This is a genomic window from Scytonema sp. NUACC21, assembly GCF_054684315.1.
This window is the reverse complement of record NZ_BAAFZH010000072.1, coordinates 64,907-83,771: the sequence shown is the minus strand read 5'-3', so window position 1 is coordinate 83,771 and position 18,865 is coordinate 64,907. Positions and strand designations below refer to the sequence as shown.

Here is an 18,865-nt window from a genome sequence, read left to right as displayed (position 1 = left end):
CTCTTACTATTTTACATCACCTTTTGAGGTTGCCAAATCTTCTCAGTAAAGCAATTAGGTGCGGGTTTCCGATTGGGGAATGGGTTGTCAAAAGTCATTTGTCATTAGTCATTTGTAACGGTTTTCGCTTGAAGGGCATATATAGTGAAATATATTATACCAATGTTATTTTATCCCACTTGTACCTCGGGCGACACGAGCCGACATATCAACGATGGGCAAGGATGCCCATCCCACAGGGCACTGTCCACCATTCTTAAATTCCCCCATTCTACAAGTAGGGTGGGCACTGCCCACCATTATTAAACCAGTTGAATCTTCAGTTTTAAACCTTGACTCTAATTTCTCAGCTCAATCTTAAATTTGTCGCCTATTAAACATCATATAATAACATTGACTGCTTGAATCTTTGTTTGAGACAGTAGTTTAAAAATTCTCTTTTAAGCTGCTAAAACCTGCGCGAGTAGATTATGGAAAATTTAAAACAAACAATAATCAGCTACTCTAGTAGAGACTTAGAACAGCGCAAAAACTGGTATTCTCCAGCAGCAGAAGCGTACAACAAAGTAAGACCCCGCTATCCTAAAGATTTGATTCAGCAAGTTGTAGAAGTTGCTCAACTCAGCACCCGCTCAAAAATTCTTGAAGTGGGATGTGGTCCTGGAACTGCAACCGTAGCATTCGCTCAATTGGGTTGCTCAACAATCTGCTTGGAACCCAATCCAAATTTTTTTCGCTTAGCTCAACAGAATTGTCAACCTTATCCCAATGTAGAAATCCAGAACACATCCTTTGAAGAGTGGACGCTAGAAGCTGAGAAATTTGATGCTGTTTTAGCAGCAAGTTCTTTTCATTGGATATCACCGGAAGTCGGATATCCAAAAGCAGTAAATGTCCTGAAAGAGAGAGGCTACTTAATTTTATTGTGGAACACGGAACTTCAGCCCTGTTACGAAGTGTACCAACGATTATCGGAAATCTATCAACTCCATGCTCCATCTCTTGACCGATATGAAGACAGAGAAACTCAAGAAGAGATATTGAGAGGATTAGGAAACATGGTTATTGGTTCAGGGCACTTCAAAGACTTAACATCCGGACAAGTTGTATCTGAAGTGTCCTACACAGTTGATGAATATTTAATGCTTTTAAACACTTACTCACCTTATTTAAAGTTAGATACACAAACTAAAAATGCCTTATTTGCGGGATTGAGGGACAGAATAGAACATGAATTTGGTGGCAGCCTTCTGCTTTCATTTATCTCCGCTTTTCACATTGCCCAAAAATCTTAAATAATTTTTGGAGTACTCTTAAAAAACTTACTTTCCTCAAACTAGGTTATTCTTGTAATATTATATATGCTAACAACAAAAATATGGCTTTTCAGATAACTCTTATTAAGTTAAGGTGTATTTAAGTTGTAAGTGATTTAATTGCTCCCAAACTTAGCGATCGCACCCCTCCATTTCTTCGCTCCTACTTGCAATTCTCCTAACAACCAATCATCAAACTGCGGGTAAACAGGTAAACGCGGAACGAGTTTCCAACCAGCTGGCTCTAATATTTCTTGCAATTTTTGATATTGTATATGCTGATAATCTGGGTTCACTTCATCTTTTGGTCCAATTCCACCCAAATCCCTGGCACCTGCTTCTATACATTCCAGTAACCACTGTGAATCTTGAACTAAATTAGGTGGAATTTGGATTGTGATATCTATTGGTAGTATTTGACGTGCTTTAAAAACAACTTCAGGAAGCTGATGGGGGTTGAAAGGTGGTGCGTTAAAGGGTTGCTGGCTTCCAGGGCTGTGGGGTTGCAGGATAACTTCTTGTATGTGGTGGTATTTCTGATGAAGATTAGAAATAGCTTCCAAGCTTTCCCACCAATCTTTTTCACTTTCCCCAATTCCTAACAGTAAGCCAGTAGTAAATGGTATGTTTAATTCTCCTGACCACTGCAATTGTTGTAGCCGAATTTCTGGTAATTTACTAGGTGCGTGTTTGTGTACTGTTTGTAGCAAGGCTGGTGTTAACTGCTCTAACATGAGACCCATTGAAACGTTAACCTGCTTCAGCTTTTGCATTTCTTCAAAACTTAGGATTCCCGCATTTGTATGGGGTAAAAATCCCATTGAAATTGCTAATTCACACAGGTCGTAAATTCTCTGGAACCAAGTCTGACGTTGTGGAGAATGAGGATGTACCTCACCACTAAGTATTAATATTTCACAAACATTTTGGTTTTGAAGTTGTTTTAAAAGCTTTTCCGCTTCTAAAATTGTCATCCAAGGGCTTTTACTGGGGTCTGTGCGAAAGTTACAATATGTACATCGATTAAAGCATTCGTATGTTGGAACGATTGTATAAGCTGGGCTATAAGTGACAATTGAGGCAACGGATTTCATAACAGACGTAGCGGATGTAGCGGATGGTTTATATGTTACAAACCTTATCCATCCGTTATAACATCCATTGGCATCTGTATTACAGCCACAACATTTCCTGTTGCTTGGCGTAAATATTTTTCAGATGCTTTTTAACCGTATTGATGGTAATATAAAGTCTTTCTGCAATCTCCTTGTAGGAAAGGTTAGCTTGACGCAATAGCCAAACTTCTGCCTCTCGGTGAGTAAGACCGTATTTTTTAGCATCAGACAAAGCCATGCTTTGATAAGTTTGATTGCGGTCTTCTAAAATTACGAGCAGGTAATCTTGTTCGTTTTTACCTAATATCAGCCATCTAACTCGAAGACGTAGTTTTAGGGCTTTATCCGTTTCTATTTCAGACTCAATGACAATGTGTTCCCCAGGAAAGAGTTCGCGGCTTTCAATTAAAGACTGACAGATATGCCAAATTTCCTCTGGTACTGCATTTACAAAATTTTCTCCTCGCATTTGTCGGCAAATTCGACGAGCATATTCGTTGGTATGCAGTATTTTACGGTGAGGTGTCAATATTAAAATACCATCTACAAAGCCTTCCATCACAGCTTGTAGTAAATCTGTCTGTAACTCGGGTTGCAATTGCTCGCGGTTTAAACTTTGTTTATTGAATTTTTGTTTTTGATAAGAAGTAATACATTTGTGTTCTTCTGCTACAGAGTACATAAATCATCTCCTGTACGAGTAAGCACACATGACAACAACCAGCATCAGACTCAGTTATCCCCGTGCATAAATATTTTGATTTTTTTGCTCCTGTAGTGTCTAGTCCGTAACGTGTAACTTAACCAACATCCCTGAAGTCAACGTTTATTGCTGGAAATGTCCTGAAGATGGCTGAAGCAGGGTGAAGTTTTTTGAAAGATAAATCGTGCAGCATTTTCCACCGCGAAATCATTTGGATTGTTTCGCCTGGGCTTATCCGGAGTTTACGGTGGTTATTGCCATGTCCATCTCTGTCGGTAGTTGTTTGCTATCGGCGCAATTGCTATTCCGATTTATTTCTATTTATTTATAGTTGCCAAGCTCTAAAACGTCTGCAAGGGAGGTATATCATTATGAATCTGGCAAGTATAGACCAGTGGTTTCCACCTGAGCAACAGCACAAGTACGTTTCTTTTTTGAAAGGACGAGTGGGTGTCACGCGCCGTCGAGCAGAGTATTTCGTCAAATTGTGGGCTTACTTATTGCTCAAGCAGCAGCAAGAACTAGGTAAGCGCATACAACCACCATTAACTCGATTGGAGGTACCAAATGGGTTTGTTTCTTGCACGCATCGAGAAGCTTATGAAATCTTTTACGGTCAACAAGATCGCGGGCGGGGAAGCGAGCGTGCAGCGGGTATGATGATCGATCGACTTGTAGCTTTGGGACTGATTGAAAAGGACTTTGATGGTAACAGCACCTGCATTCGCGTTCGGTCTTTACTGTCCAATCCTCAAGAATCTACCCGTGAAGTCGAGTCTACACAACTTGTTACAGATAGTTTCAATTCTCGGACTGATAGCATTCCTGTTGCTAGCTTTTTGGCTCGCGACTTTAACTTTCTTAACAAGAAAGCGGCTGTTGAACCTCATAGAATAGCTAGAATATTGCGTCTCTGGGCAGAGCAGTATCCTACTGGTATGCGGGTATTGCGCCGTCGCGATCGCCAACATCCCGTTGGATTTTACGCTCTTCATCCCATAGCACGGGAATCTGAGAAAAATTTTTTCCTCCCCCCTCGCAACAGTTTGTTTCTGCTGGATGCTTCTCAGCAAACTGACCCATTTAAAATCTCTCTATCGGGAGATGTAAATTGTACATCTGTATGTATAAGAATTTGGTTGATAGATTCTCCTTACAAGCAGCGAGGAAATATTTGCCGTCTGTTAGAGGATTTGCAGCAGACACTAACTCAAATGCAAGCTGAGTTTCCCAACCTTTGCGATATGTATGCGATCGCAGCACAGCCAAGAGACGAACAAATAGGTTCCGCTTTGGGATTTCAGAAAAACAGCTACAATTCACAGCCTTCTATTTGCTGGATGTACGTGCCCATCGATAAATTTTTAGCTCTCAATGTGGAACTCGCTTTGTCAGCCCTAGAGTTGGATTGATAACACAGCCAGAGCTATATATTCCTTTAGAGAGAGGAGTTCTTGGAGCGCCCTTTCCCGCAACCAACGCCCTAGAAAGATTTTTTCTGAAAAGACTTTACAAACCGTAATACTATGTTTAATATTGTAAACATAGGTAGATTCCTCTACCTTAATTTCCGAAACATACATATCAAACACTTAAAGCACTTATATCCATCATGACCGCAACCTTACAACGTCGCGAAAGCGCCAACGTATGGGAGAAGTTCTGTGAGTGGATCACTTCCACCGAAAACCGCCTCTACATCGGCTGGTTCGGTGTATTGATGATCCCCACCCTACTTTCCGCAACCATCTGCTTCATCATCGCCTTCATCGCTGCACCTCCAGTAGACATCGATGGTATCCGCGAGCCTGTTGCAGGTTCCTTACTCTACGGCAACAACATCATCTCTGGTGCAGTTGTACCATCTCCCCCTCTCCCCATCTGCCTTAATGATAAGTCTTTACCCGGACATGATATTAAACCTTGGTATTCTTGGCGACGCCAGATGCTTCAATGGGGGGAACCCCCGCAACGCACTGGCTCGTCTTAACGGTTTTTGATAAGTAATCTTCTAGCAGGAAGGGAGAAGCAGAGACGGAACCAGCTTCGCCTCCTGCAATGATTTTGAACTTCCAAGAAATCAATTGCCCTAGAATGTGGGGTTCACATCCATGAGCGCCCTGATTGTAGGACGGGCTAGAAGTCCGTTCCACAAGAAATAATGTGGAGCTTTTTTCATCTTGTTTCCACGAGATACCCCATCAGGATATTGTAGCGCTTTTGAATTACCCAAGAAGCATTGACATTGACATTGATGTCAAGGTTTAGCGTAAGAGAGTAAGTTTTAATTTCATTCTCATGCTTTACCCACAGCGTTTAACCGAAGTTACCAGGGAACACGCAGATACCCTAGCTGCCCTCCTCTGTGGAGTATTATTATTTCTCGGATGGTTCGCTTTGCATCTCGGCTTTTTAGGATGGGCGTTGTTACTCCTACCTGCAGCATATGTTATCGGTGGTTATGAAAGTGCTCGCGAGGGACTGACAACTCTCATTAAAGAGAAAGAACTAGATGTTGATTTGCTGATGATTGTGGCAGCATTGGGTGCTGCGATTTTAGGTTTGTGGCGAAGTGAGTACCACCTAATTATTGATGGGGCAGTTTTAATTCTAATCTTTGCTATTAGTGGAGCTCTCGAAGGCTATGCTATGCGGCGAACCGAACGAAGCATTCGCAGTTTGATGAGTCTGACACCAGATACGGCAAGAGTTTTGCGTTTTGGGAAAGAAGAAATGGTTCCCATCAACCAGTTAAAGGTGGGAGATGAAATTATAGTTAAGCCGGGAGAACTGATTCCTACTGACGGAACGATTGTTTCTGGCGACAGTACCCTCAATCAAGCTGCTATTACAGGGGAGTCGATACCTGTGGAGAAGACGTTGGGGGATGAAGTCTTTGCAGGTACACTGAACGGAAATGGGGCTCTCAAACTCAAAGTACATCAACCACCAGAAAGTAGTTTGATTCAGCGTGTGATTCGTTTGGTCGAACAAGCGCAAGAGTCAGCGCCTCCTTCGCAACAGTTTATCGAGCGATTTGAACGGGGATATGCAAAGTTGATTGTAGTTGCTGGATTATTGCTGGGTCTTTTGCCACCGTTTATCTTGGGCTGGAACTGGGAAACTACGATTTATCGCGCCCTGACTTTTCTTGTTGTCGCTTCTCCCTGTGCGCTGATGGCAGCAATTATGCCAACCTTACTTTCTGGAATTGCTAATGGTGCAAGGCAAGGGATATTGTTCAAGAATGGTGCTCAATTAGAAATGATGGGCAAAGTCAGAGCGATCGCTTTTGATAAAACAGGCACTTTGACAACAGGACAAGTGCAGGTGTACGCAACAATCCCCGTTAGCGGATTTTCAGAAGACGATGTATTAAAAGTAGCTGCCTCTGTAGAATCCTGTTCCGAACATCCTATTGGGGAGGCAATTGTGCAAGCTGCTAGAGACCTAGATTGGTCGCGTGCTACTGAGGTTCAAGCGATACCGGGACAGGGTATTGTAGGAAGTATCGCAGAAAACCAACAGGTGATTGTTGGTAAAGCTCAATTCATACAGCAGTATGTAACCAGTTTACCGGATGAGTTAAAACAAGCAGCTCGCATCTTGGAAGAGGAAGGCAAAACAGTCGTTTGGGTGGCACAATCAGAGCAAGCAATTGGTGCGATCGCAATTGCGGACAAAGTGCGACCAGAAGCAGCAACAGCCATCGCCCGATTGAAAAAACTCGGAGTTGAGCAAGTTGTGATGTTGACTGGAGATAACAAGCGGACTGCTCAAAGTGTCGCTCAAGCAGTTGGAATTAACCAGGTATATGCAGAATTACTCCCAGAGGATAAGCTCCACATTATTCGCCGTCTTCAGCAGGAGTATAAAACAGTAGCAATGGTAGGCGATGGCATTAATGATGCACCAGCACTTGCTCAAGCGTCAGTAGGTATTGCAATGGGAAAGGCGGGTAGTGATGTCGCCTTAGAAACCGCAGATATTGTGCTGATGGCAGATAGGTTGGAGAAAATAGAAGTGGCAATGCGTTTGGGGAAAAGGGCGCAGTCTGTCGTTAAACAGAATATGGCGGTTGCTCTTGGTTCAATTGCTTTGCTCTTAGTCGGTAACTTTTTGGGAAGTATCAACTTACCTACCGGTGTGATTGGACATGAAGGTTCTACCGTGCTTGTTACCCTCAGTGGTTTGCGCTTATTAAGAAAATAAACCAACTTTAACAGATAAAAGATTCAAGAAAAACAACGAGTGAATTACAGGTATACAAGGATGTTAGGAGCGATCGCTGGTGATATCATTGGCTCAGTTTATGAAGTTAACAATATCAAAACTAAAGATTTCCCACTGTTTGGAAGTGAGTGCCGTTTTACAGATGATACTGTACTAACAGTTGCAGTTGCTGATACTATCTTGAATGCCGACTTGCCAATAGATAGTAACAATTATATTGAAAAGTTTAAGTATTACTACCGTCGCTACCCCTTTGCTGGTTATGGGGGAACCTTTAAAATGTGGGCGGGTTCAAGCAGCAGAGAACCATACAACAGTTGGGGTAACGGTTCGGCAATGCGAGTAAGTTCTATTGGATTTGCGTTTAACGATCTGGATACGGTGTTACAACAAGCACGATGCAGTGCAGAAGTTACCCACAACCATCCGGAAGGCGTTAAAGGTGCTCAAGCAACAGCATCTGCCATCTTTTTAGCGCGGGCAGGTCACGATAAAAGCTCTATCAAGTCTTATGTAGAGACCAACTTTGGATATGATTTAGAGCAAACTCTTGACCAGATAAGACCAGCTTACCGCTTCGATGTTTCCTGTCAAGGTTCGGTTCCCCAAGCCATCATCGCGTTTTTAGAATCGACTGGTTTTGAAGATGCTATTCGTAACGCTATATCGATTGGTGGCGACAGTGATACCATTGCTTGCATAACAGGTGGTATTGCCCAAGCTTTTTATAATGGCGTACCAGCAGAAATCTCTGAATGGATGTTCAATCGTTTGGATGAACATTTATCCAGTGTTACCCAACAGTTCATATCCCGCTACTCTTTATAGCAACCTCGCGTGACAACTCCAACTCGAAGCAAAACCAAAGCCTCTGTTTGGGTTATAGAAAATGGTAAAGTGCGATCGCGTTCCGATCAACTCGCTACCGAAGAACCACTGGAAATTCGCCTGACATTTCCACGTCAAACAGTTGCGGTAACAATGCGAACACCTGGAGCGGATTTTGAATTAGCTGCTGGATTTCTTTACAGCGAGGGGGTAATTAGCTGTAGAGACGATATCCAACGCATGAGTTACTGCGTAGATAATCTGGTGGATGGTGAGCAGCAATATAACATTGTCAACATTACCCTGGAAGACGGATTAAATCCAGATTTACAGCGTTTAGAAAGGCATTTTTATACAACAAGTGCTTGTGGAGTTTGTGGTAAGGCTAGTCTTGAGGCTTTGCACTTGCGAAATTATCCGCCCATACCTCAAGGGCTAACGGTTGCACCTGAGATTATTTATACTTTACCAGATAAACTGAGAGCAGCCCAAAGTGTATTTGATGCGACAGGGGGTCTCCATGCAGCTGCTTTGTTCGATACTCAAGGACAGTTGCTAACCTTACAGGAAGATGTGGGGCGTCACAATGCATTAGACAAATTAATTGGTTCTGCTTTGCTGAGCGAGCAATTGCCGTTAAACGATTGTATTGTGATGGTCAGCGGGCGTTCTAGTTTTGAAATTTTGCAAAAATGTACTGCAGCAGGAGTTCCTATTGTCTGTTGTGTTTCTGCTCCTAGCAGTTTAGCGGTGTCAATAGCAAAGGAATTTGGAATCACTTTAATTGGATTTTTACGCGGGGAAAAGTTTAATGTGTATGCTGGGTTAGAAAGGATACGATAAGGGGCTAGAATTAGGAGAGTATGACTGAGGATTTCCGACGGTCAATGACTATTCAATTTACTGACGCATTTGTTACTCTGGCAACCGTTCATCTTGAAAATCTCGTTCAGTTCTATACCCAATTTCTAGGTATAGAACCAACAAGTATTATTCCGAATGTTTATGCTGAATTTCAATTTGAGGGATTAAAATTAGGTATTTTTAAACCAAAAAATACGCATTTTTCTGAATTTGAAAACTCTGAGAAAAGTAAAATGAGCTTGTGTTTAGAGGTACGAGATTTAGAAAGTGCGATCGCACACCTGACTGCATTAGGTTATCCTCCACCAGGAAACATAACAACTGCTTCCCACGGTAGGGAAATATATGCTTACGATCCCGATAACAATCGCTTAATTCTGCATCAATCTAGCATTCCTTAGCTCTCAGTTCAGCCAACAATTCTTTTAAAGAAAATCGCTCTAGCTTTTGCAAAGCTAGCATTTATATACCCTCCTTATTAGGAAAAATTAAATCTTTTGTTTTGACCTCGAAGGGTGTAATCGGATAGCCATTGCCTTCTACTCCCTTAACATGTTTGAGGTTTACAGGATTGACTGCCACAGAATAAAAAGGTAATGGCTGAGCCAGTTCATAAGTTGGAGGTAACACTCCACCGCGAATATTCCAATCTTTGACGCCTTGTTTGTCTGCGGTGCTGGTTGTTGCCACCCATCTGCCTACAATCCCTTAAGTTTCATCAATCAGGAATAGTCTTCCTCTGTTCAACGGTTGTGTTTCGTCACCACGCTATGAGTTGTATCGTCAATATTTCCGTAAAAGGTTGGAAGCAGGGAGTGGAAACTAGGGAGGTGGAGTTGAGAATATTTCTCCCCCCATCCCTTTATCTCCCTTGTCCCTCCAAAACCCAATATTCTGTTTGACGAACTCAAACAACTAGCGGTTTGTCAAAACAAGCAGGAGTAAAAGTAGCAACCGTGGTATCAAATAGCAGCAGATTTTCCACTTAGTCTGGGATCTGCTACCAATGTTGACAACCTTAAGAACTGATTGCGGCTGTTAAGTAGGTCAACCTAATTAAACGTAAGACCTCGCTTCCATTCCTCTCCCCCTTGCCTAATAGGGAAGGGGGCTGGGGGGTTAGGTTTATTTTATGTTTTTTAAGGTTGACCTACTTAATTTATGCCTTCTTGAACTCTTCTAGTTGCATCTCCAAATTGGCTATTTTTTCATCGTAATATCGTTTCATTTCTTGGATAGCCCCTATTGCAACTGGAACAAGCCCGTTGTAATCCAGAAACTTGGTTTCCATACCTACAATGACTTGCGGCAAAACTGGCTCAACTTCTTCAATAGGAATTTTGCCAGCGCTGTTGATTACCGCAATCATGAATTGTAATATGCGCCTACCGTAGGCTGTCACTACGGCAGCTGCTTCCATATCATTGAAAGCGAGTGCAGAAAAAAATTTTATTTTATAATTGAGAGTATTGACAAAAATCACTTGATTTTCAATAGTTAATAATGGGATTGAACGTATTTCATGCAATTGCGACCATCTAATTTAGCGGCATATAAAGCCCGATCCACTGCTTGCAATAGCTCATCTTTAGTTTTTCCATGAGATGGAAACACACCCACTCCACCCGAAACTGTTGCATATATTTCTTTACCTGCAAATTTTAACCGCGCCGCTTGAAATGATAAGCGAATTTGTTCAGCATGGTCAAAAGCTTTCTCCAGTGTCAGCCCTGGTAAAACTAATACAAACTCCTCACCACCATATCGGCATATAATGTCCTCAGAGTCATGATGGTAACGCAAAAGATTTGCAAATACTTGGATTACCATATCCCCAGCCTGATGACCAAATGTATCATTAATCTTTTTGAAATAATCGAAATCCATGAGAATTAAAGCAACCGGAGTAAAATTCTTCTCTGCTTGTAACAGTTCTTGTAAAAAGATCTCCTCAAAATAACGCCGATTGAACAAGCCCGTTAGTCCGTCCCTTACAGCCTGTTCCCGTAACTGAGATTGTAACATTTCAATTTTAAGTAACTGTTGCTGCAAACGTTGATTTGCTTGTCGGAGTTCTGATTCAGCCTGATAGCGTTGGGTAATGTCATGCAAAACAAGCAGACGGCCTGTTAACTTCTTGCGCTCATTGAATAATGGAGTAATGACTAACTCTATATAACTTGGAATTCCCGAATTAATGAATATCTCTGTTTTGGCGCTTTCATAAGGATGATATAGCCTGATAATGTCTTGCCATTTTTCCAGGACTTGAGCAGCAGGTTGTCCAATATGCTGGTGTTTTGCCCCAATCAGACTTTCTGCCGCCGGATTAATGTCGATAATACGATTTTTGACATCCAAGACTACCACACCGTCACTCATCTTTTCAATCAAGGTTTCTCTCGCTATGGGAACCAGGTCAAACATCCGAAAGCGAAAAATGTTAACAAAAAAGAACAGCCCTGTCAGCATGAAGCACATCGGCGTGATATTGAGACCCACAGGAGTGAGGCGAAGCATATACAAAGTAGCTCCCAATAGTGGTAAAACTACAGCAGCTAATGTGATTATAGATTGCTGACAATACAGCACTGGTGGCAATAAGGATTTTTGAATCAGCATTACTACACCTACAAATGTGTAGGTGTAAACACAGCCCATGATCCAAAAAAAACCCAGATTGTGTTGATAAATCACAACATTCATTCCATTAAGAACAGGAAAAAAACCTGACCAGACTAAACTATGCCATTCGTTTGTTGCTACCAAAATCATATTGAAGGTAGGGAGCGCCCATAGCAAGGCTGTATGTTTAGGGGTTAGCCAATAATTTTTGTTCGTGAAGTGCAGCGCAAATATCAGAAAAAACGTAATTACGCTTCCTGAGGCGACATACTCCAGCTTTGACCAAAATATTTTTTCTCGGAGTTTTATGGCAAATGCTTCCATCGCTGCCACAGTAGCGTATCCCGTAATTGCCAACATCATCGCAATGAAAGATTTGCTAGCCGAAGAATTTGAACGGCGTCGCCAAGCTGCAAAGGCAACAATCGCTGAGATGATTGCCGTAACACACAGAAGAATAAAGTAGAAATTGTACTGAAAAAGCATATTGACAAAGCATTCAAGAGATTAACTCAACCTTATAAGAGAAGTTTGAGTTAATTATGGTGTTCAAGTAATTTTCACATACTTAATATGTATAACCGTGTCAAGACACACAGTTTATACCTTGAATAGCAGTAATTTTATGTAAAAACCTTATGAAATACTGTAAAAACACATTGGCTCTACCTTAAATGACAGTAATTTTACGTGCTTTTTGTATGGAACAATGAAAAAATATATTGGCTGTACTTAAATAGCAGTAATTTTATGTGAAGTACTGTAAAAATTGTGTGTAGCTTCATAAAGAATTGGTATTAGTATTTCGTAAAAGTTACAGATTTCTCGATTTTACCAATGATGTACTGATTGCTATGTTTATTCTGGATTACTTAAGAAACATAATTATTACAACAAATAAAAAATTAAAATTAGGTTAAATAAAGTTTAAACAAAAAGATCTATCTAAATAATAGATAAAACTCTCTCTTGAGGTGTAAATAATGATAGGTACAATAGGACAAAATTTTATTTGTTTACCATCCAATTCTCCAAAAAATCTACGTAAAGCAAAAGCCCTAAATTTTCAACATAAAACTGACAATATTTCTATAACAATATTTGAATCATGCGAATTTTTTATTGCTTGGCATAAACCGTTTTAGTCATGCAATCCAGTTAAGGATATCAGTTATATAATGTAATATTTCAGATATGTTCAAATTCAAAATTACTACGGGTGCGCTAGCCCGTCTAGTTCTATTTTTGTATGGTGTAACTCGTATGGCAGAAGGATTAGAAGCTTTAGCGGGCGATCGCATGAAGGATATCCTTGGTCGATTTACCACTAATCGTCTTGCGGGGGTACTGACTGGCACTGTAGTGACAACAATCTTGGATTCATCAAGTGTGACAATCATCATCGTAATCGCAATGGTGAGTGCCGGGTTGTTATGGCATTGGTCATAGCATTTTTACCGTTGATTGCGCGTGGGCTAGAAATGCTGATTCCCAAGGGCAGAAGTGAAACTACTTCTGCTGGATGCAACTCGGATTTGGAGAAAGCACAAGTACAAAGGTAATTCTTCACTCTGAAGACGGTTCTTATCACCTCCAGTTGCGAAAAACCCGCAATAGCAAAAGCAATCGCTACATTAGAAGATACAAGAAAGAGAAATCGGTTTTTGCTTTTATTTACTGGGTACTCTAACAGAATGATGAGTGAAGCAGTTATTATTTCGGATAATCCCTTACTAAGAGGCTCTGGCTTACCTCCCTTTGCAAAAATAAAACCAGAGCAGGTAGTACCAGCATTCAACCAACTTTTAGCGGAATTAGACAAAGAACTGACGGCGTTGGAAGTTAGTGTCGAGCCTACGTGGAGTGGTTTAGTACAGCCTTTAGAACAACTGACAGAACGGCTGTACTGGAGTTGGGGCGTAGTCAACCATCTCATGGGCGTAAAAAATAGCCCCGAACTGCGCGAGGCATTTGAAACCGTTCAGCCACAGGTGGTACAGTTTTCCAACAAACTCAGTCAAAGCCAACCTATCTACAATGCTTTCAAAGCACTTCGCACCAGTGACAGTTGGTCAACTTTGGACGCAGCCCAACAGCGCATAGTGGAAGCGGCTATTCGAGATGCTGAACTTGCAGGTGTTGGCTTGGAAGGAGAAGCAAGAGAGCGTTTTAACGCTATTCAGATGGAGTTGGCTGAAATATCTACTAAATTTTCCAACCACCTACTAGATGCGACTAAAGCCTTTAGCTTGACTTTAACAACTCAAGAAGAAATTGATGGATTGCCCCCCAGTTTCCTCAGTTTGGCTGCACAAGCTGCACGATCTGCAGGAGAAGAAAACGCGACAACGGAAAATGGACCTTGGCGCATTACTCTGGATGCTCCCAGTTATATGCCCGTTATGCAACACAGTACCCGACGAGACTTAAGAGAAAAGCTATATAAGGCTTTTATAGCCCGTGCTTCGTCAGGCGAGTTGGATAACAACCCTCTTATTGAACGCATTTTGCAATTGCGTCAAGAATTAGCACAGTTACTGGGCTATGAAACATATGCTGAATTGAGCCTAGCCAGTAAAATGGCTCCCAACGTTCAAGCAGTAGAGTCTCTCTTGGAAGAAATCCGGGAGCGGAGTTATGATGCTGCTGTTAAGGAATTGGAAGAACTCAAAGCTTTCGCTTCATCCAAAGGAGCACCAGAAGCAAAGGAATTGTGCCACTGGGACATCGCCTTTTGGGCAGAACGTCAACGAGAAGAAAAATTTGCCTTTACAGCCGAAGAGCTGCGTCCCTACTTCCCCCTACCTCAAGTTTTAGATGGTTTGTTTGGTCTGGTCAAGCGCTTATTTGGCGTGACTGTTACTCCGGCTGATGGTCAAGCGCCAGTTTGGCATGAGGATGTACGGTATTTCCAAATTTCTGATGAAACCGGTCATCCTATCGCCTACTTTTACTTAGACCCCTACAGCCGCCCTGCGGAAAAACGTGGCGGTGCGTGGATGGATGTTTGTATTAACCGTGGCAAAGTTGTGGAAAATGGAGTCACAACGATTCGTTTACCTGTGGCTTATTTGGTGTGCAACCAAACTCCCCCAGTCGATGGTAAGCCTAGTTTAATGACTTTTAATGAAGTCGAAACTCTGTTCCACGAGTTTGGTCATGGCTTGCATCTGATGCTAACTAAGGTGGATTATCCTTCAGCAGCAGGCATCAATAATGTTGAGTGGGATGCCGTAGAATCAATGGAGTGGGGATAGTCGTTTTAAAGCGGTTGGCAGATGCGATCGCTGACGGTGACAATATTTATGCTGTCATTAAAGGAACTGCCATTAACAATGATGGCTCCGGTAAAGTTGGTTATACAGCGCCCAGTGTCAATGGGCAGGCTGAAGTCGTAGCTGAAGCATTGGCTTTAGCAGATGCAGAACCAGAAACAATTAGCTATATCGAAGCTCATGGTACTGGTACAGCCTTAGGCGACCCAATTGAAATTGCTGCGTTAACAAAAGTTTTTCGTGCCAGTACAGAGAAAAAGGGTTTTTGTGCCATTGGTTCAGTTAAAACAAATATTGGTCATTTAGATGCAGCTGCTGGAGTTGCAGGGCTGATCAAGACAGTTCTTGCTCTTCAGTATAAGTTAATACCACAAAGTTTGAATTTCGAGCAACCTAATCCCCAAATTGATTTCGCCAATAGTCCCTTCTACGTCAACACCAAGCTGAAGGAATGGAAAACAACGCACTTACCCCGTCGTGCAGGTGTGAGCTCGTTGGGTATAGGTGGCACCAATGCTCACGTCATTTTAGAAGAAGCCCCAAACCTTCCAGAGTCGAGCCCTTCTCGTCCCTGGCAGTTGTTATTACTGTCTGCCAAAACCGATTCAGCACTTCAAATTGCCACAGAAAATTTAGCCAAACATCTCGTACAACATCCAGATTTAAAACTAGCTGATGTCGCTTATACACTACAAGTAGGGCGTAGTTCCTTCAATCATCGTCGGATGGTTGTGTGTCAGAATATCCAAGATGCGATTGGTGTATTAGAAAGTCAAGAACCAAAACGAGTTGTAACACATTTTGAGGAACCTATTGAACGTTTCATCACCTTTATGTTCTCCGGGCAGGGTTCCCAGTACGTAGATATGGCTAGAGAACTCTATCAAACTGAATCGGTTTTTCGAGAGGTGGTTGATAATTGTAGTTTGATACTGACACCTCATTTAGGATTGGATTTACGTTCTGTCCTTTATCCTCAGGAATCAGAAAAGGAAGTAGCCGCAGAAAAACTCCAACAGACTTCTATTGCACAGCCAGCATTATTTGCGATCGAATATGCACTTGCTCAGTTATTGATGTCTTGGGGCATATCTGGGCAAGCCATGATAGGTCATAGTATCGGCGAGTATGTCGCTGCATGTATTGCCGGTGTTATGTCACTTGAAGATGCGTTAGCTTTGGTTGCTACCCGTGGGCGACTGATGCAACAAATGCCAACAGGTGCCATGCTGTCTATTCCACTGTCAGAAGCAGAAGTAAAAACCCTACTGAACGAACAGTTATCATTAGCCGCCAATAATGCACCTTCATTATGCGTAGTTTCAGGAACACATGATGCTATCAATGCTTTGCAAGAGCAATTGGCTGCCAGAGGTATAGAGTGCCGTCGTCTGCATACATCCCATGCTTTTCATTCCCAGATGATGGAACCCGTGTTAGAACCGTTCATCAAGGTTGTGAAAAAAATCAAGCTGAATTCTCCCAAGATTCCTTTTATTTCCAATATCACGGGAACCTGGATTACAACAGAACAAGCAACCGATGCTTATTACTGGGCACAACATTTACGACAACCCGTACAGTTTTCAGCAGGCATATCTACATTACTGCAAGAACCAAACCGTATTTTGTTGGAAGTAGGACCCGGACGGACTTTGTGTACTCTCATTAAACAACATACTCATCAATCGGCAGGGCAAGTTGTATTGCCTTCTTTGCGCCATCCTCAGGAGCAAAACTCAGATATAGCTTATTTACTAGATACTTTAGGTAAACTTTGGTTGGCAGGAGTTCCCATAAATTGGTCGGGTTTTTATACTGGTGAAGAACGCCACCGCGTACCTCTACCTACTTATCCATTTGAGCGCCAACGTTATTGGATTGAACCTGAAAAACCAGTACAGTTATTAACTAAGGTTGAAAACCAGCTTGGTAGAAAGTCCAATATTGCTAACTGGTTTTATATTCCTTCTTGGAAACGAATTCCTTTGACCAAAGCAAGGGAAATAAAGCTTGGTTTTTATCTAATATTCGTTGATGAATGTGGCATAGGTTCGCAACTGGTCAAGCAATTACAAGAAGCTGGACAGGATGTCATTGCTGTGATATTAGGAAAGAAATTTCAACAAATTGATGGTAATAGTTACACCATTAATCCATCAAAGTTTAATGATTATAAAGATTTGTTTCGTAAAATTCAGGAAACAGGAAGAAGCATAGCTAATATTATTCATTTATGGAGTCTCACTAATACAACATCTTTATCATTGGAAACAATTCAAAATTACGGTTATTGGAGTTTAATTTACTTAGCCCAAGCTTTTGAAAAACATAATATAAATGGAGTTACCCAAATTTTAATCGTCAGCAACCATTTATATAATGTAACTGGCGTTGAAGAATTATGCCCTGCAAAAGCTACAATCCTGGGACCTTGTAAAGTGATACCCCAAGAATACCCTTGGTTGCAATGTCGTCATGTTGATGTATTATTAACACCAGACACAAAAGATTTAGCAACAAAAATACTTGCAGAACTAACGGTAGACTCAGAAGAATCAATTATTGCTTATCGGAATAATCATCGTTGGGTACAGATATTTGAACCTATAACTTTAGAAAAACCCGTTCATAGCAAAACACGGCTACGGCAAAAAGGAGTATATCTAATTACAGGAGGTACCGGAGGTATAGGACTAGAGATTGCTAAATACCTTGCTCAGACAGTAGAAGCTAGACTTATCCTGGTTGGACGTTCTGAATTGCCAGCCAAAGAACATTGGAAACAATGGCAAGCCAGCCATGATACTTCTGACGAAACTCACTTAAAAATTAGGAAATTGCAGGAATTGGAGTCATTAGGCTCTAAAGTTTTAGTACTGTCAGCAGATGTCACTCATGACAAGCAAATGCAACAGGTTGTTGCTCAATCTTTAGAATGCTTTGGTGAAATCAATGGTGTGATTCATGCTGCGGGAGTTGCAGATATTGACATGATTCAATCTAAATCATGGGACATAAACCAGAAGGTTTTTGCTCCAAAAATTAAGGGAACCTTAGTCCTCAGTGATGTTCTTAAAGGTGTCAATTTAGACTTTTTGGTTTTTACCTCAAGCCTCAGTTCAATCTTAGGTGGATTGGGAGATGTAGACTATTGTGCTGCTAATGCATTTTTAGATGAATTTGCTCATTTTAATAACTCTAAAAGCAGTCCATTTACAATTAGTGTTAACTGGGATGCATGGAAAGAAGTAGGTATGGCTGTTGCTCCTACCATACCTTATGAAGTAAAAAAACTGCGACAAGAAACCATTGAAAATGGTATATTATCTGAAGAAGGAGTAGATGCCTTTAGCCGGGTCTTGGAAAGTTCTCTAGCTCAAATCTTAGTTTCAACAAGAGATGTACAAGAACTGATTGGCAAAAGTCAGCAATCAATATCAGGAAATTTACAAACAGAACAATCAAAACACCAACGTTATCTTGATAGTAATTCCTATGTTGCTCCTCGTAATGAAGTAGAGGATATTATTGCGGACATTTGGCAAGATCTCATAAGTATTGAAAAAGTAGGAATTTACGACAATTTCTTTGAATTAGGAGGGCATTCTCTACTGGCAATACAAATAATTTCACGGTTACGTGAAATATTCCACATAGAATTGTCACTACGAACTCTTTTGTTTGATGCTCCTACAATTGCTGAATTAGCTACTGTCATCTCTCAAAATGAACTACGATTTGAAGAGATAGAGGATATAGACAAAGTTTTAACAGAAATTGAAAATCTTTCTCCTGATGAAATTCAAGCAACTCTTGTAAAAGAAGCATAAATTAACCACAATTCATTGCTAAAAAAACATCATTTTCTTAGATTATAAACGTGAATTAAATAATTTGAAAACA

At 41.3% G+C, this 18,865-nt stretch carries 13 protein-coding genes and 3 pseudogenes; 11 read left to right on the top strand and 5 right to left on the bottom strand.

Going from position 1 to position 18,865, the window contains the following annotated elements; genetic code table 11:
- Window positions 1-470 precede the first annotated feature (470 nt).
- Complete coding sequence (locus ACYRY3_RS14020) at window positions 471-1,295, top strand: class I SAM-dependent methyltransferase (protein WP_460202262.1); 825 nt, start codon at window positions 471-473, stop codon at window positions 1,293-1,295.
- Window positions 1,296-1,432: 137 nt separating this feature from the next.
- On the opposite strand, the gene cofG is transcribed toward ACYRY3_RS14020, so the two are convergent.
- Window positions 1,433-2,410 (bottom strand): 7,8-didemethyl-8-hydroxy-5-deazariboflavin synthase subunit CofG, encoded by a 978-nt coding sequence (cofG, locus tag ACYRY3_RS14015; protein ID WP_460202261.1) that lies wholly within the window; start codon window positions 2,408-2,410, stop codon window positions 1,433-1,435.
- A gap of 79 nt (window positions 2,411-2,489) precedes the next feature.
- Window positions 2,490-3,113 carry a helix-turn-helix transcriptional regulator gene (locus tag ACYRY3_RS14010; protein ID WP_460202260.1) on the bottom strand — a complete coding sequence of 208 codons (624 nt, stop codon included), beginning with the start codon at window positions 3,111-3,113 and terminating at the stop codon, window positions 2,490-2,492.
- 392 nt (window positions 3,114-3,505) lie between these two features.
- Here ACYRY3_RS14010 and ACYRY3_RS14005 point away from each other — a divergent pair, with 392 nt between their 5' ends.
- From ACYRY3_RS14005 to ACYRY3_RS13980, 6 genes and pseudogenes are all read left to right on the top strand, one after another.
- On the top strand, window positions 3,506-4,546 hold the full coding sequence (locus tag ACYRY3_RS14005) for a hypothetical protein (RefSeq protein WP_460202259.1): 1,041 nt from the start codon (window positions 3,506-3,508) through the stop codon (window positions 4,544-4,546).
- A 200-nt stretch (window positions 4,547-4,746) separates the two neighbouring features.
- Window positions 4,747-5,001 (top strand): annotated as a pseudogene (locus ACYRY3_RS14000) (photosystem II q(b) protein); the annotation flags it as partial.
- A gap of 431 nt (window positions 5,002-5,432) precedes the next feature.
- Entirely contained in the window at window positions 5,433-7,346 is a 1,914-nt protein-coding gene (locus ACYRY3_RS13995) for a heavy metal translocating P-type ATPase (RefSeq protein ID WP_460202258.1), read from the top strand.
- Window positions 7,347-7,406: 60 nt separating this feature from the next.
- Entirely contained in the window at window positions 7,407-8,195 is a 789-nt protein-coding gene (locus ACYRY3_RS13990) for an ADP-ribosylglycohydrolase family protein (RefSeq protein ID WP_460202275.1), read from the top strand.
- A 9-nt stretch (window positions 8,196-8,204) separates the two neighbouring features.
- Entirely contained in the window at window positions 8,205-9,038 is an 834-nt protein-coding gene (fdhD, locus tag ACYRY3_RS13985) for a formate dehydrogenase accessory sulfurtransferase FdhD (RefSeq protein ID WP_460202257.1), read from the top strand.
- A gap of 44 nt (window positions 9,039-9,082) precedes the next feature.
- Window positions 9,083-9,460: a VOC family protein gene (locus ACYRY3_RS13980; protein ID WP_460202274.1), complete on the top strand. Its 378-nt coding sequence runs from the start codon at window positions 9,083-9,085 to the stop codon at window positions 9,458-9,460.
- Between the two features lie 61 nt (window positions 9,461-9,521).
- On the opposite strand, the gene ACYRY3_RS13975 is transcribed toward ACYRY3_RS13980, so the two are convergent.
- The 3 genes from ACYRY3_RS13975 to ACYRY3_RS13965 form a co-directional block, all read right to left on the bottom strand.
- The gene (locus tag ACYRY3_RS13975; protein WP_460202256.1) at window positions 9,522-9,749 is read right to left on the bottom strand and encodes a hypothetical protein; all 228 of its coding nucleotides are present in this window, start codon (window positions 9,747-9,749) and stop codon (window positions 9,522-9,524) included.
- Window positions 9,750-10,218: 469 nt separating this feature from the next.
- Entirely contained in the window at window positions 10,219-10,479 is a 261-nt protein-coding gene (locus tag ACYRY3_RS13970; RefSeq protein WP_460202255.1) for a hypothetical protein, read from the bottom strand.
- A 77-nt stretch (window positions 10,480-10,556) separates the two neighbouring features.
- Window positions 10,557-12,170 (bottom strand): histidine kinase N-terminal 7TM domain-containing diguanylate cyclase, encoded by a 1,614-nt coding sequence (locus tag ACYRY3_RS13965; RefSeq protein ID WP_460202254.1) that lies wholly within the window; start codon window positions 12,168-12,170, stop codon window positions 10,557-10,559.
- A 708-nt stretch (window positions 12,171-12,878) separates the two neighbouring features.
- Here ACYRY3_RS13965 and ACYRY3_RS13960 point away from each other — a divergent pair.
- From ACYRY3_RS13960 to ACYRY3_RS13945, 4 genes and pseudogenes are all read left to right on the top strand, one after another.
- The gene (locus tag ACYRY3_RS13960) at window positions 12,879-13,133 is read left to right on the top strand and encodes a Na/Pi symporter (RefSeq protein ID WP_460202253.1); all 255 of its coding nucleotides are present in this window, start codon (window positions 12,879-12,881) and stop codon (window positions 13,131-13,133) included.
- The gene (locus ACYRY3_RS13955) at window positions 13,118-13,246 is read left to right on the top strand and encodes a hypothetical protein (protein ID WP_460202252.1); all 129 of its coding nucleotides are present in this window, start codon (window positions 13,118-13,120) and stop codon (window positions 13,244-13,246) included. The genes ACYRY3_RS13960 and ACYRY3_RS13955 overlap by 16 nt, the downstream gene beginning before the upstream one ends.
- 135 nt (window positions 13,247-13,381) lie before the next feature.
- Window positions 13,382-14,923, top strand: a pseudogene (locus ACYRY3_RS13950) (M3 family metallopeptidase); the annotation flags it as partial.
- Between the two features lie 2 nt (window positions 14,924-14,925).
- Window positions 14,926-18,792, top strand: a pseudogene (locus ACYRY3_RS13945) (type I polyketide synthase); the annotation flags it as partial.
- Window positions 18,793-18,865 lie beyond the last annotated feature (73 nt).

What these genes read in the sequence shown, in the direction of transcription:
- ACYRY3_RS14020 (WP_460202262.1), top strand. Translation starts at nt 471, where the DNA reads ATGGAAAATTTAAAACAAACAATAATCAGCTACTCTAGTAGAGACTTA.
- cofG (WP_460202261.1), bottom strand. Translation starts at nt 2,410, where the DNA reads ATGAAATCCGTTGCCTCAATTGTCACTTATAGCCCAGCTTATACAATC.
- ACYRY3_RS14010 (WP_460202260.1), bottom strand. Translation starts at nt 3,113, where the DNA reads ATGTACTCTGTAGCAGAAGAACACAAATGTATTACTTCTTATCAAAAA.
- ACYRY3_RS14005 (WP_460202259.1), top strand. Translation starts at nt 3,506, where the DNA reads ATGAATCTGGCAAGTATAGACCAGTGGTTTCCACCTGAGCAACAGCAC.
- ACYRY3_RS13995 (WP_460202258.1), top strand. Translation starts at nt 5,433, where the DNA reads ATGCTTTACCCACAGCGTTTAACCGAAGTTACCAGGGAACACGCAGAT.
- ACYRY3_RS13990 (WP_460202275.1), top strand. Translation starts at nt 7,407, where the DNA reads ATGTTAGGAGCGATCGCTGGTGATATCATTGGCTCAGTTTATGAAGTT.
- ACYRY3_RS13980 (WP_460202274.1), top strand. Translation starts at nt 9,083, where the DNA reads ATGACTATTCAATTTACTGACGCATTTGTTACTCTGGCAACCGTTCAT.
- ACYRY3_RS13970 (WP_460202255.1), bottom strand. Translation starts at nt 10,479, where the DNA reads ATGGAAGCAGCTGCCGTAGTGACAGCCTACGGTAGGCGCATATTACAA.
- ACYRY3_RS13965 (WP_460202254.1), bottom strand. Translation starts at nt 12,170, where the DNA reads ATGCTTTTTCAGTACAATTTCTACTTTATTCTTCTGTGTGTTACGGCA.
- ACYRY3_RS13960 (WP_460202253.1), top strand. Translation starts at nt 12,879, where the DNA reads ATGTTCAAATTCAAAATTACTACGGGTGCGCTAGCCCGTCTAGTTCTA.
- ACYRY3_RS13955 (WP_460202252.1), top strand. Translation starts at nt 13,118, where the DNA reads ATGGCATTGGTCATAGCATTTTTACCGTTGATTGCGCGTGGGCTAGAA.